We start from the raw sequence: 13,304 nt of genomic DNA, 5'->3' as shown, positions 1-13,304 counted from the left end.
AGGAGTTCGGGTGAAACAGGTTGTGCAGAACTACAAGAGCGGCGAGCTGGCGGTGCTCGACGTGCCGGTGCCGGGGTGCGAGCCGGGCGGGGTGCTGGTCCGCAGCGCCTACTCGCTGATATCCACCGGGACCGAGCTGATGAAGGTGTCCGAGGCCGGCATGTCGATGCTCGGCAAGGCCCGCTCACGCCCGGACCAGGTGGCCAAGGTCATGCGGAGCGCGGCCACCAACGGGGTGCCCGCCACCTACCGCAAGGTGATGGGCAAGCTGGACTCCTACACGCCGCTGGGGTACTCGCTGTGCGGGGTGGTCGAGCAGGTCGGCGCCGGGATCGACGATGTGAAGGTCGGCGACCTCGTGGCCTGCGCCGGCAACGAGCACGCGCTGCACGCCGAGCTGAACTGGGTGCCGAAGAACCTCTACACCCCGGTGCCGGACGGGCTCGCGCCACGGCACGCGGCCTTCGGCACCGTCGGATCGATCGCGCTGCAGGGCGTCCGCCAGGGCGGGTCACGGCTCGGCGAGGTGGCACTGGTCATCGGCCTCGGGCTGATCGGGCAGCTGGTGGTGCAGCTGCTCGCCGCGTCGGGAGTCCGCGTCGTCGGGGCCGATCCCGACCCGGCGCGCTGCGGGCTCGCCGAGCGTCTGGGCGCGGCGGCCTGCGGCGATCCCGCATCGCCGGCCGTGGAGAACGCCGTCGCCGAACTCACCGGCGGTCACGGCGTGGACCAGGTGTACCTGGCAGCGGGCGGCGGCAGCAACCAGCCCGTCGAGCTGGCCGCCCGGCTCTGCCGGGACCGGGGCCGGGTCGTCGACATCGGCAAGTGCCGCCTGGACCTGCCGTGGAACGCGTACTACGAGAAGGAGCTCGACGTACGGTTCTCCCGCAGTTACGGCCCCGGGCGCTACGACCCGGAGTACGAACTGCAGGGCCGGGACTACCCGATCGGCTACGTGCGCTGGACCGAGCGCCGCAACCTGGCGTGCTTCCTCGATCTGCTCGCCCGTGGCAGCGTCGACGTGGAGCCCCTGATCTCCCACGTCGCCGACTTCGATGACGCCGTCGAGACGTACCGGAGCCTGCAGGACGGCGGTCTGAAGGCCGTGGCCGTGCTGTTCCGGTACGCCGGCCACCCGGCGGATGTGGCGGCCCCGGAAGTGGCCGTGCCCGCGGTGAGGCGGCCCGGCGGCGCCGCGTCCGCCCCTGTCCGGGCCGCCGGGTCGCCGGTGCGCCTGGCGTTCGTCGGCGCGGGGAACTACGCGAGCTCGATGCTGCTGCCGCACCTCGCCCGCCGCGAAGGCGTCGAGCTGTCGGCGGTCGTCACCACGACGGCGCTGTCCGCGGCCAACGCGCGGCGGAGGTTCGGCTTCGCCGAGGCGACCACCGACCTCGACGCCGTGCTCGGCGACCCGTCCATCGACGCGGTGTTCGTGGTCACCCGGCACAGCTCGCACGCCGAGCTGACCCGGCGGGCGCTGCTCGCGGGCAAGGCCGTGTTCGTGGAGAAGCCCCTGGCCCTCACCGAAGGTGAACTGGCCGACGTGCTCGCCGCCGTGGAGGAGTCCGGCAACGACCGGCTCCAGGTGGGCTTCAACCGCAGGTTCGCGCCGCTGCTGCGGGAGGCCCGGCGGCGGTTCGGCGCCAGGACCGGCCCGGCCAGCCTGCGCTACCTGGTCAACGCGGGCCGCCTCGACCACGGCAGCTGGTACCTGCGACAGAGCACCGAGGGCTCGCGGTTCGCGGGCGAGGGCGGGCACTTCATCGACACGGCGAGCTGGCTGCTGGAGGCCGACCCGGTGTCGGTGTACGCGGTCGGCACGTCCGGCGACGAGGACCTCCAGGTCGTCCTGCGCTACCCGGACGGGTCGACCGCGACCATCAGCTACGTCACCACCGGCCCGGCCGGCTTCCCCAAGGAGACGCTGGACCTGGTCGCCGACGGCCGCGCGCTGCGGCTCGACGACTTCGTCCGCGCCTCGGTGTACGACCGCGGACGGTGGGTCAGTTCACGGCTGCCGAAGGCCCGGGACAAGGGCCAGAACGCCGAGCTGGCCGCGTTCGTCAAGGCCGTGCGGACCGGCGGGCCGATGCCGGTACCGCTGGAGTCGCTGGTCGCCACCACGGCGGCCACCCTCGCCGTGCGGACCGGCCTGGCGGGCGGTGCGCCGGTGGCCCTGGCGGGGGCGCGATGACGGTGGGCGCGGGGAGCGCGGGCTGGTACCTGCGCCGGCTGTCCCGGATGGGGCCGCGGGAGGTCGGCGGCCGGGTGGGTGACGCGATACGCAGGCAGCGGTGGCGGTCGGCGCGGCCGGACTGCCCGCGCGTGACCGGCGCCCGGTTCACCGCGACCCTGCCCGAGGGGACGATCGCCACGGTGCCACCGGACGCCGCGAAACGTCTCGTCGCCGAGGCGGACCGGCTGATGGCCGGGCACGCCGAGTACTTCGGGGTGGTCCGCGACGACCTGGCCGACCCGGACTGGTGGTACGACCCGAAGACCGGGCGCCGGGCTCCGTGGGGCTACGCCTTCGACGTGCCGTACCGGAACGAGGACGCGGTCGGGGACATCAAGCAGATCTGGGAGCTGTCCCGGCATCAGTACCTGACGGTGCTCGCCGCCGCCTACGCGGTCACCGGGGACGAGCGGTACGCCGAGCGCGTGGCCGGTCACCTGCGGTCGTGGTGGGCGGCCAACGCGCCGCTGCGCGGGGTGCACTGGACGAGCGGCATCGAGCTGGGGATCCGGCTGCTGTCCTGGGTGTGGGTCCGCCGGCTGCTCGACGGCTGGCCGGGCGCGGCCGGGCTGTTCGAGGACAACCCGGTGGCGGTGCACCAGATCTGGCACCACCAGCGCTGGCTGGCCGCCTTCCCCAGCCGGGGGTCGTCGGCGAACAACCACGTCGTCGCGGAGGCCGCCGGGCAGTTGGCGGCGGGCTGCGCGTTCGGGTGGTTCCCGTCGTCGGCGCGCTGGCGAGCCGACGCGCTGCGGTCGCTGGAGCGGCATCTGCGCGCCAACACCTTCGCCTCCGGCCTCAACCGCGAGCTGGCCACCGAGTACCACGGCCTGGTGCTGGAGCTCGGCCTGGCCGCGGTGGCCGAGGCGGACGCGGCGGGCCTGCCGGTCCCCGCGTCGGTCCGGCTGGTGCTGCTGCGGATGACCGACGCGCTCGCGGCCGTCGTGGACGGCCGGTTGCGGCCGCCGCGCCAGGGCGACGCGGACGACGGGCACGGTCTGGTCCTGGACGGCGCGGGCACCGACCGCTGGGCCTCGCTGCTGGCGACCGGGGACGCCGTGTTCGGCCGGCTCGCCTGGTGGCCGGCGGTCGCCGGCACCGATGTGCGCACCCCGCTGCTGGCCGCGCTCATCAGGCCCGGCGAACCGTCCGCGGCCCGCCCTCCACGCCGACCGGCTCGTTTCACCGACGCGGGCATGACGATCCTGCGCGGTCCCGAGGGGCCGGGGGCGATCTGGTGCCGCTGCGACGGAGGTCCGCACGGGTTCCTGTCGATCGCCGCGCACGCCCACGCGGACGCGCTGTCCGTGGAGGTCCGGCACGACGGGGTCGACGTGCTCGCCGACCCGGGGACGTACTGCTACCACGGGCAGCCCGAGTGGCGGCGGTACTTCAGGTCGACCCTCGGCCACAACACCCTGTGCCTGGACGGCGGTGACCAGTCCGTCTCCGGCGGCCCGTTCCTCTGGACCCGGCATGCCCGCAGCCGCGTCCTGTTCGCGGACACGTCCGATGACGGTGTGGCCCGCTGGTGCGCCGAACACGACGGCTACCGGCCCTCCGTGCACCGCCGCCGGGTGGAGCTGACTCCCGCGAGCCGGGAGCTGAGGGTGGTCGACGAGGTACGCGGCCCGCGCCGGGCCGTGCGGCTGGTGTTCCACCTCGGACCGGCGATCGCCGCCGACCTGGTGGGGAACCGGGCCGTGCTCACCTGGACCCGGGACGGCGACGAGCGCTCCGCGGTGCTCGACCTGCCCGGCAGGCTGAGCTGGCGGGCGCATCGCGGCGAGACCGATCCGCCGCTGGGCTGGTACTCCCCCGGATTCGGGCGCAGGGAACCCGCCACCACCCTGGTCGGCACCGGCTTCAGCGATGCGGCGGAGGGGTTCACCACCGTCCTCCGGTTCCACGGCTAGGGAGGGCGCGTGGGGGTCAAGAGGCGGCACTGGGCGTGGGCGGCGGCACCGCCGGCGCTGGCCCTGCTGGCGGCGACCGGCTGCGAGGGCGCGCCGGGCGCGCGGCCGGAGCCGAGCGCCGCGCCGGGCGCGCCCGTGGCCCGGGTGTGTGCCAGGCCCGCTACCGGGCCGGTGCGGGCGCCGGAGGGGGCGGTGACGGTCGACCCCGCGGTCGCCGGTGACCTGGCCGCGAAGACCAGGAAGAGCCCGCCGAACACCACGTTCTGGCTGCGGCCGGGCAGGCACAGGCTGGAGCCCGACCGCTACGCCCAGGTCATCCCCAAGGAGGGGAACAGCTATCTCGGCGCGCCGGGCGCGGTGCTCGACGGCCGGAGGACCAACCAGTACGCGTTCGGCGGCTCCGCCCGCGACGTCGTCATCCGCCACCTGACCGTGCAGGGGTTCGTCGCGCCGCACGACGAGGGCGTGGTCAACCACGACTCGGCCGACGGGTGGCTGATCGAGCACGCGACGATCCAGTACAACTCCGGCGCCGGGCTGATGGCCGGTGCCCGCCAGCGGGTCCGCGCCAGCTGTCTGCGCGGCAACGGCCAGTACGGCATGAACGCGTACAAGGCCACCGGCCGCATCAGCGGCCTGGTGGTCGAGGGCAACGAGATCACGGGCAACAACAGGGACGACTGGGAGCGGCGGCGGCCGGGCTGCGGCTGCACCGGCGGCGTCAAGTTCTGGGCCGTCGACGGCGCCGACGTACGCGGCAACTGGGTGCACGACAACCGGGGAGCCGGGTTGTGGGCGGACACCAACAACAACGACTTCCGTATCGAGGGCAACGTGCTCGACGCCAACGACGGTGCCGCGCTGATCTACGAGACCAGCTACAACGCGGTCATCCGGGAGAACACGATCCGGCGGAACAACTGGGTCGAGGGCCGCAGGTACGCCGACCGGGGCGACAGCTTCCCGTTCGCGACGGTCTACGTGTCCGAGTCCGGTGGCGAGCCACGGATCCGGGCCCGCACGGACAAGATCGAGATCTACCGGAACGTGCTGGAGAACAACTGGTCCGGGATAACCCTGTGGGAGAACGCCGACCGGTTCTGCAACAGCCCGGCCAACACCTCGTCCGGCGTCTGCACGTTGCTGGTGAAGGACACCGACCGCTGCGCACCACCGGCGATCGCCACCGCACCCCTCTACGCGGACTGCCGGTGGAAGACCCAGCGGGTGGACATCCACGGCAACCGCTTCGTGCTGGACAAGTCCGTCGTCGACTGCACGGTGAAGTGCGACCGCATGGCGGTGCTGGCCAACTACGGCACGTATCCGGCCTGGTCGCCGTACCAGGGCGAGCGGGTGGCCGAGGCGATCACCCGCGAGCAGCACAACCGCTGGCACGACAACGTCTACCTCGGCGCGTGGACGTTCGTCGCCCACGACCCGAGCCGGATACTCGACTTCGGGCAGTGGCAGGGCACGCCGTACCAGCAGGACGAGGGCAGTGTCCTGCGCGCGCGGGACGGTGGTTGAGATGGCCCCCGACCACACGTGGAGGACGGACCACACGCCGAAGATCGTCGGGACGGTCTGGGGGCTGCTGGTCCTCAACACGCTCGGCTCGACCGGGGCGAAGACCCTCGTCCCGCTCCCCCGCTCCCTCATCCAGATGGTCACCATGGGCGCGCTGGTCGCCGCGTTCGCGCTGGCGCTCGCCGTCAACCTCCGGCCGCGCATCCGGGCCGGCTCCTTCCTGCTCCTGCTCACCCTGCTGCTGGTGCCGAGCGTCATCTCCAGCGTGCACCTGGAGTCCGGGTTCGGCGCGCTGTTCCGCTGTGCCCGGCTGGCTCTCTTCGTCGCCACGCTGTGGCTGCTCAGCCGCTGGTGGGACGGCGGCCTGACGTTCGTCCGGCATCACATCCGGATGTACTTCGCGGTACTCGCGTCGGTGGCGGTCGGTGCGGTCGTCTCGCCGGGCGCCGCCATGCCCGAGCTCTACGGCGGGCGGCTCGTCGGCGCGTTGTGGCCGCTCACCCCACCGCAGATCGGACAGTACGCGGCGGTGGTCATCGGGCTGACCGTGCTGCTCGTCCTGGGCGGCAGGACCGACAGGGGCAGCGCGGCCGTGGTCATCGTGCCGGCGCTCGTCCTGCTCGCGCTGACCCATACCCGGACGGCCACGCTCGGCCTGCTCATCGGGCTGGCGGCGGCGATCGGCTCGCTCGTCCCGACCAGCGCCGCCGCCCGCCGGTTCTTCGCCTGGGCGGTGCTGTGCGCCGCCGTCGCCGCGGTGGGGCTCGGCTCCGCGCTGCAGGCGTGGTTCCTGCGCGGACAGAGCCAGGAGAACTTCACCAGCCTCACCGGGCGGGCGAAGGTCTGGGACGCCCTGCTGGCCGCGCCCCGTACGACATCGGAGTACCTGTTCGGCGCGGGCCTCGGCGACAAGTCGTTCGGCGGGCTGCCGATCGACAACAGCTGGCTGGCCGTCTACCACGAGCAGGGTGTGACCGGTGTCGCGCTCGTGGCGGCGATCATCATCGTGTCGGGCGGTGTCGCGCTGCTGCGGCCGCCTTCGCCGGCGAGGGCCTGCGCGATCTTCCTGATCGGCTACTGCGTGATCGCCTCGTACACCGAGGCCGGGCTCGGCGACGCCTCGCCGTACCTGCTGCACCTGGCCGTGGCCGCCTCGCTGCTGGCGGCACCTGCCGCCGCCGCTCCCCCGCCGCCGCCCGAAGTCCCCCGACGACACGTCCCGCGAGGGGCCCGGAGAACGGAGGTTCCTTGACCATGCGCGTCCTCGTGGTGCACAACCGGTACGCGTCGGCGCAGCCGAGCGGCGAGAACAAGGTCGTCGACCAGGAGGTGGCGCTGCTGCGCGGGGCCGGCCACCGGGTCGAGGTGTTCGAGCGGCGCAGTGACGACATCGCCGCCCGGTCCCTCCTCGGCAAGGCCGCGGTACCGCTGCTCGTGCCGTGGAACCCGGGGGTCCGCAAGGAGCTCGCGGCCCGGCTCCGGGCCGAGCGGCCGGACGTGGTGCACGTCCACAACGTCTTCCCGCTGCTGTCGCCGGCGGTGCTGGCCGCCTGCGCCGACGCCGGGGTGCCCGCCGTCGCCACGCTGCACAACTACACGCAGGTCTGCCCGCCGGGCACGCTGCAGCGGGACGGCCGGCCGTGCGCCGAGTGCGTCGGGGCCGCGGTGCCGCTGCCCGCCGTCCGGCACGGCTGCTACCGGAACTCCCGCCTCGCGACGGTGCCGCTGGCGGTCGGCCTGTCGGTCAACCGGCGGCGGTGGTGGTCCGGCGTGGAGCGGTTCTTCTGCATCTCGGCGGCGCAGCGCGACGTCCTGGTGGGGGCGGGCATGCCGGCCGGGCGGCTAGCGGTGAAGCACAACTTCGTGCCCGATCCGGGCTCCGGCCGGGTGGGCGCGGGTGAGCATCTGCTCTATCTGGGCCGGCTCGCGGAGGCCAAGGGGGTGCGGCTGCTCATGGCCGCGTGGGACGAGGTCGCCGCGCACGGCGGTGTGGGCGTGCCGCTCGTGATCGCGGGCGCGGGGCCGCTGGAGCCGGAGGTGACCGCCTGGGCCGCAGGCCGGGACGACGTGCGGTACGTCGGCCTGTACGACCCGGATCAGTGCCGGCGGGCCATCGCGCGGTCCGTCGCCGTGGTGGCTCCCTCGACGTGGCTGGAGGCGTTCGGTCTGGTGGTCGTGGAGGCGATGGCGGCGGGGGTCCCGGCCGTCGCCGCCGGTCACGGCGCCTTCGTCGAACTCGTCGACGACGGGGTGACCGGGTTGCTGCACCGGCCGGGCGAGCCCGCCTCGCTCGCCTCCGGCATACGCCGGATCACGGCCGGGCCGGACCGCAACCGGGAGATGGGGCAGGCGGCCCGGCGCCGTTACGAGCAGGGTTTCAGCCCGGCGGTCGGTCTTGAGCGCCTGGTGGACGGATACCGCACCGCGATCGCGGGTCGGACGGAATCGATGGGGGGCAGTAGATGACACGATGCCGACTCTGCGGCTCGGCGGCGCTCGCGAGCGTCGTCGACCTCGGGGCGACCCCGCCGTGTGAGAGCTTTCTCGCGGCGGACCGACTGGACCAGCCGGAGCCCGCGTACCCGTTGCACCTGCGGGTCTGCACCGACTGCTGGCTCGCACAGATCCCTCCGCTGATCACGCCGGAGGAGACGTTCAAGGAGTACGCGTACTTCTCCTCGTACTCGACCTCCTGGGTGGAGCACGCGCGCACGTTCGTCGCCGGCGCCGTGGAGCGGCTCGCTCTCGGTGCCGACGCCTTCGTGGTCGAGGTCGCGAGCAACGACGGGTACCTGCTGCGGCACGTGGTGGACCGGGGGATCCGCTGCCTGGGCATCGAGCCGTCGGTGAACGTCGGCGCCGCCGCGCGGGACGCGGGTGTGCCCACGCTCACGGAGTTCCTGACCCCGGACACCGGCGCCGCCGTGCGCGACGAGCACGGCCCGGCGGACCTGGTCGTGGCCAACAACGTGTACGCGCACATCCCCGACGTGGTCGGGTTCACCCAGGGGCTGCGCGCCCTGGTCGCCGACGACGGCTGGGTCTCCATCGAGGTGCAGCACCTGCTGACGCTGATCGAGCAGAACCAGTACGACACGATCTACCACGAGCACTTCCAGTACTACACGGTCGCCTCCGCGGCCCGAGCCCTCGCGAGCGGTGGACTCGCGCTCGTGGACGTCGAACTCCTGCCCACGCACGGCGGCTCCGTCCGGCTGTGGGCCCGGCCGACCGAGGCCGCCGGCGAGCCGGCCGACGGGCTCACCCCCGCTCCGGGGGCTCCTCCGCGCTCGAAGGGCTCGGGTGAGGAGCCGAGAGCCCGAAGCAGGGTGGCCGACGTACTGGACCGGGAGAAGGCCGCCGGGCTCCAGGAGCTCTCCGGGTACACGCAGTTCTCCGCCCGGGTGGCCAAGGTGCGCCGGGACCTGCTGAGGTTCCTGATCGAGGCGGCCGAGCGCGGCGAGACGGTCGTCGGCTACGGCGCCCCGGGCAAGGGCAACACCCTGCTCAACCACTGCGGCATCCGGCCCGACCTGCTCCCGTACACGGTCGACCGCAACCCGTACAAGCACGGCAGGTTCACCCCCGGCACCCGCGTCCCGATCCTGCCGCCCGAGCGGATCAGCGCCGACAGGCCGGACTACGTCCTCGTCCTGCCGTGGAACCTGCGGGCCGAGCTGGTCGAGCAACTGTCCTTCATCGGCGACTGGGGCGGCCGGCTGGTCTTCCCCATCCCGGAACTGAGCGTTGTCGAGGTCGCGTCGCGAAAGGTCACACCATGAAGGTCGTACTGTTCTGCGGCGGTTACGGGCTGCGCATGCGCAACGGATCCGCCGACGACATGCCCAAGCCGATGGCGATGGTCGGCCCACGGCCGCTGATCTGGCACGTCATGCGCTACTACGCGTACTTCGGCCACACCGAGTTCATCCTGTGCCTCGGGTACGGGGCCCATCACATCAAGGACTTCTTCCTCACCTACGAGGAGACGACGTCCAACGACTTCGTGCTGCGGGGCGGGCGGACCGAGTTGCTGTCCACCGACATCGCCGACTGGACGATCACGTTCGCGCAGACCGGCATCGAGTCACCGATCGGCGAGCGGCTGCGCCGGGTGCGGCACCACCTGGACGGCGACGAGATGTTCCTCGCCAACTACGCCGACGTGCTCACCGACGCCCCGCTGCCGGAGATGATCGACCGGTTCGCCCGGCGCGACGCCGGTGCGTCGATGATGGTGGTGCCGCCGCAGTCGTCGTTCCACTGCGTGGACCTGGGCGAGGACGGCCTGGTGGGGGGCATCACCCCGGTGAGCGAACTGCCGCTGTGGGAGAACGGCGGCTACTTCGTGCTCCGCCAGGAGGTCTTCGACCACATCCCGGAGAACGGGGACCTGGTCGCCGACGGATGCGCCGAACTGGCCAAGCGCGGCCGGCTGGCCGCGTACCAGCACCGCGGCTTCTGGAAGCCGACCGACACGGTGAAGGAGCGGGCCGCGCTCGACGCCGCCTACACCCGGGGCGACCGCCCGTGGGCCGTATGGGAACGGGACGGCGCGGGGGCGGGCGCGACCGGCGGCAGGGACGGCGCCGGAGCGAGGGCGTGATCCGGCTCGGGGCCGGGCGCCTTGACCGGCTCGTCGCGGTGGGCGCGCACTGCGACGACATCGCCATCGGCGCGGGCGGCACGCTGCTGACGCTGTGCCTCACGCGGCCGGGTGTCCGCGTCGACGCGCTGGTGCTCTCCGGCGGTGGCGGCGAGCGGGAGCGGGAGGAGCGGGCCGCGCTCGCCGCCTTCTGCCCGGGCGCCGACCTGCGGCTGACCGTGCTCAAGCTGCCGGACGGGCGGATGCCCGCGCACTGGGACGAGGCCAAGGCCGCGGTGGAGGAGCTGCGCGGGCGGACCGAGCCGGATCTCGTGCTGGCGCCGCGCACCGAGGACGCGCACCAGGACCACCGAGGTCTGGCGAAGCTGGTGTCCACCGCGTTCCGCGACCACCTCGTGCTCGGCTACGAGATCGTCAAATGGGACGGCGATCTCGGCCGTCCGGTGGCGTACCAGCCGCTGGCGCCGGAGCTCGCCGAGGAGAAGGTGCGGCTGCTGCAGGAGCACTACCCCTCGCAGCGGCACCGGCCCTGGTACGACCGGGAGGCCTTCCTGGGGCTCGCCCGGATCCGCGGCATCGAATGCCACGCGCGCTACGCCGAGGCGTACGCCGTCACCAAACTCACTCTCAACCTGGGGGGTTGAACCACCTTGCGCGTACTGCTGACCGGACACCAGGGCTACCTGGGCACCGTGATGGCCCCGGTCCTCGCGGCCGCCGGGCACGAGGTCGTCGGCCTCGACTCCGGCCTGTTCGCCGACTGCGTCCTCGGCCCGCCGCCCGCGGACCCGCCGGGGCACCGGGTCGACCTGCGGGACGTCACGGCCGAGCAGGTGGCCGGGGTGGACGCCGTGATCCACCTGGCCGCGCTGTCCAACGACCCGCTGGGGTCACTGGCGCCTGAGCTCACGTACGACATCAACCACCACGCGTCGGTACGGCTGGCCCGGCTGGCCCGCGACGCCGGAGTGCGGCGCTTCCTGTACGCGTCGACCTGCTCGGTCTACGGCGCCGCCGGCGACCCCGACCCGGCGAACCTGGTGGCCGAGGACGCCCCGCTGCGCCCGGTGACTCCGTACGCGGAGTCCAAGGTACGGGTGGAGGACGACCTGCACGCGCTGGCCGACGGCGACTTCAGCCCGGTGTTCATGCGCAACGCCACCGCGTTCGGCTACTCCCCCAGGCTGCGCGCCGACATCGTGCTGAACAACCTGGTGGGTCACGCGCTCCTGTCCGGCGAGGTGCTCGTGCTCTCCGACGGCACCCCGTGGCGCCCGCTGGTGCACGCCGCCGACATCGCGCGGGCCTTCGCGGCCGCGCTGACGGCGCCACGGGAGGCGGTGCACGACCGGGCGTTCAACATCGGCAGCGAGACCAACAACGTCACGGTCGCCGAGATCGCCGGACAGGTCGCCGAGGCGGTGTCCGGCGCGAAGGTGGTGATCACCGGCGAGACCGGTGCCGATCCGCGGTCGTACCGGGTGGACTTCTCCCGGTTCCGGGCAGCGGTGCCCGGTTTCGACTGCGAGTGGACGGTGAAGCGGGGCGCGCTCGAACTCGCCGACGCCTACCGGGAACACGGGCTGACCCGGGAGGACTTCGACCGGCGCTACACCCGTCTCGCCGTGCTGCGCGCCGCGTCCGACGCCGGCACCGTCGACGCCACCCTGCGGTGGCGCCGGTGACCGCGCCCGGCGAGCGGCCGGTGACCGCCCCCGGCCCCGGCCCCGGCCCCGGCCCCGGCCCCGGCCCCGGCGAGGAGATGTACGCGCTGGTGGAGCGGTTGTACCCGCTGTGCCGGTCGATCACAGGCGACGGTGTGCGCGCCACCCTGGAGATCGTCGGCGAGTACGTCCCGCTGCGGGTGCACGAGGTGCCGACGGGGACCCAGGTGCTCGACTGGACGGTGCCGCAGGAGTGGAACATCCGGGACGCGTACATCGCCGACAGCGCGGGCAACCGGGTCGTCGACTTCGCCGCGTCCAGCCTGCACGTGCTCGGCTACAGCGTGCCGGTGGCGCGGACCATGCCGCTGGCCGAACTGCGCGCGCATCTGCACACCCTGCCGGACCACCCGGGCTGGATCCCGTACCGCACCAGCTACTACCAGCCGCGATGGGGGTTCTGCCTGGCCCAGGAGACCCTCGACGCGCTGCCGGACGGCGACTACGAGGTGCGCGTCGACTCCACACTCGCCGATGGCCACCTCACCTACGCCGAGCACCTGGTCCCCGGGCAGGTCGCCGACGAGGTGATCGTCTCCTGCCACGTCTGCCACCCGTCGCTGGCCAACGACAACCTGGCCGGTATCGCGGTGGCGACGTTCCTGGCCAGGGCGCTCGCGGAGCGGACGCCGTACTACACCTACCGGTTCGTCTTCGCGCCCGGCACCATCGGGGCGATCACCTGGCTGGCCCGCAACGCGGAGCGGATCGACCGGGTCAAGCACGGCCTGGTGCTGGCCTGCGCGGGCGACCCTGGCAGCCTGACGTACAAGCGGAGCAGGCGCGGCGACGCGGAGATCGACCGGGTGATGCGGCACGTGCTGGCCGCCTCGGAACGCCCGCACCGCGTCACCGAGTTCACTCCGTACGGCTACGACGAGCGGCAGTTCTGCTCGCCCGGGTTCGACCTCGGCGTGGGCTCGCTCACCCGGACCCCGTACGCGGGGTACCCCGAGTACCACACCTCGGCGGACGACCTGGACCTCGTCTCCCCGGCGGCGATGGCGGACACGCTCGCCGTCTGCCGTGAGGCGTTCGCCGTCCTCGACCGCAACCGGCGGTACGTCAACCTCAGCCCCTACGGCGAACCACAGCTCGGCAGACGCGGGTTGTACGACTCGCTCGGCGGCCGCAGCGACGCGAAGCAGGCCCAGATGGCCATGCTCTGGGTGCTGAACCTCTCCGACGGCGAGCACAGTCTGCTGGACGTCGCCGAGCGGTCGGGGCTGCCGTTCGACACCGTCGCCGCCGCGGCCGACGCCCTGCGCGGCGCCGGGCTGATCAAGGCGTGA

At 73.1% G+C, this 13,304-nt stretch carries 10 protein-coding genes; all 10 read left to right on the top strand.

Annotation, left to right across the window (positions count from 1 at the left end):
- Positions 1 to 10: 10 nt before the first annotated feature.
- Positions 11 to 2,194, top strand: a complete 2,184-nt coding sequence (locus tag ACGF5U_RS25345) for a bi-domain-containing oxidoreductase (RefSeq protein WP_392713457.1) — start codon at positions 11 to 13, stop codon at positions 2,192 to 2,194.
- A complete protein-coding gene (locus ACGF5U_RS25340; protein WP_392713455.1) occupies positions 2,191 to 4,152 on the top strand; it encodes an alginate lyase family protein in 1,962 nt (653 codons plus the stop codon). The genes ACGF5U_RS25345 and ACGF5U_RS25340 overlap by 4 nt, the downstream gene beginning before the upstream one ends.
- 9 nt (positions 4,153 to 4,161) lie before the next feature.
- Positions 4,162 to 5,682 (top strand): right-handed parallel beta-helix repeat-containing protein, encoded by a 1,521-nt coding sequence (locus ACGF5U_RS25335; RefSeq protein WP_392713453.1) that lies wholly within the window; start codon positions 4,162 to 4,164, stop codon positions 5,680 to 5,682.
- 1 nt (position 5,683) lies between these two features.
- Positions 5,684 to 6,934 (top strand): O-antigen ligase domain-containing protein, encoded by a 1,251-nt coding sequence (locus tag ACGF5U_RS25330; protein ID WP_392713451.1) that lies wholly within the window; start codon positions 5,684 to 5,686, stop codon positions 6,932 to 6,934.
- Positions 6,935 to 6,936: 2 nt separating this feature from the next.
- Positions 6,937 to 8,148 (top strand): glycosyltransferase, encoded by a 1,212-nt coding sequence (locus tag ACGF5U_RS25325; protein ID WP_392713728.1) that lies wholly within the window; start codon positions 6,937 to 6,939, stop codon positions 8,146 to 8,148.
- Positions 8,145 to 9,464, top strand: coding sequence for a class I SAM-dependent methyltransferase (locus tag ACGF5U_RS25320; protein ID WP_392713449.1), 1,320 nt, complete (start codon positions 8,145 to 8,147; stop codon positions 9,462 to 9,464). The genes ACGF5U_RS25325 and ACGF5U_RS25320 overlap by 4 nt, the downstream gene beginning before the upstream one ends.
- The gene (locus tag ACGF5U_RS25315) at positions 9,461 to 10,288 is read left to right on the top strand and encodes a glucose-1-phosphate cytidylyltransferase (RefSeq protein ID WP_392713448.1); all 828 of its coding nucleotides are present in this window, start codon (positions 9,461 to 9,463) and stop codon (positions 10,286 to 10,288) included. The genes ACGF5U_RS25320 and ACGF5U_RS25315 overlap by 4 nt, the downstream gene beginning before the upstream one ends.
- On the top strand, positions 10,285 to 10,932 hold the full coding sequence (locus tag ACGF5U_RS25310) for a PIG-L deacetylase family protein (RefSeq protein WP_392713447.1): 648 nt from the start codon (positions 10,285 to 10,287) through the stop codon (positions 10,930 to 10,932). Before ACGF5U_RS25315 ends, ACGF5U_RS25310 begins: the two co-directional genes overlap by 4 nt.
- 6 nt (positions 10,933 to 10,938) lie before the next feature.
- Complete coding sequence (locus ACGF5U_RS25305) at positions 10,939 to 11,973, top strand: NAD-dependent epimerase/dehydratase family protein (RefSeq protein ID WP_392713445.1); 1,035 nt, start codon at positions 10,939 to 10,941, stop codon at positions 11,971 to 11,973.
- A gap of 77 nt (positions 11,974 to 12,050) precedes the next feature.
- Positions 12,051 to 13,304 (top strand): DUF4910 domain-containing protein, encoded by a 1,254-nt coding sequence (locus ACGF5U_RS25300; protein ID WP_392713726.1) that lies wholly within the window; start codon positions 12,051 to 12,053, stop codon positions 13,302 to 13,304.

It is taken from the genome of Streptomyces sp. NPDC047886 (genome assembly GCF_043204435.1).
Classification (GTDB): Bacteria; Actinomycetota; Actinomycetes; order Streptomycetales; family Streptomycetaceae; genus Streptomyces.
Note: the sequence above shows the minus strand (reverse complement) of the source record. Positions and strands in the feature narration are given on the sequence as shown.

Coding starts and splice junctions, on each gene's coding strand:
- ACGF5U_RS25340 (WP_392713455.1), top strand. CDS start 2,191: ATGACGGTGGGCGCGGGGAGCGCGGGCTGGTACCTGCGCCGGCTGTCC.
- ACGF5U_RS25330 (WP_392713451.1), top strand. CDS start 5,684: ATGGCCCCCGACCACACGTGGAGGACGGACCACACGCCGAAGATCGTC.
- ACGF5U_RS25325 (WP_392713728.1), top strand. CDS start 6,937: ATGCGCGTCCTCGTGGTGCACAACCGGTACGCGTCGGCGCAGCCGAGC.
- ACGF5U_RS25320 (WP_392713449.1), top strand. CDS start 8,145: ATGACACGATGCCGACTCTGCGGCTCGGCGGCGCTCGCGAGCGTCGTC.
- ACGF5U_RS25315 (WP_392713448.1), top strand. CDS start 9,461: ATGAAGGTCGTACTGTTCTGCGGCGGTTACGGGCTGCGCATGCGCAAC.
- ACGF5U_RS25300 (WP_392713726.1), top strand. CDS start 12,051: ATGTACGCGCTGGTGGAGCGGTTGTACCCGCTGTGCCGGTCGATCACA.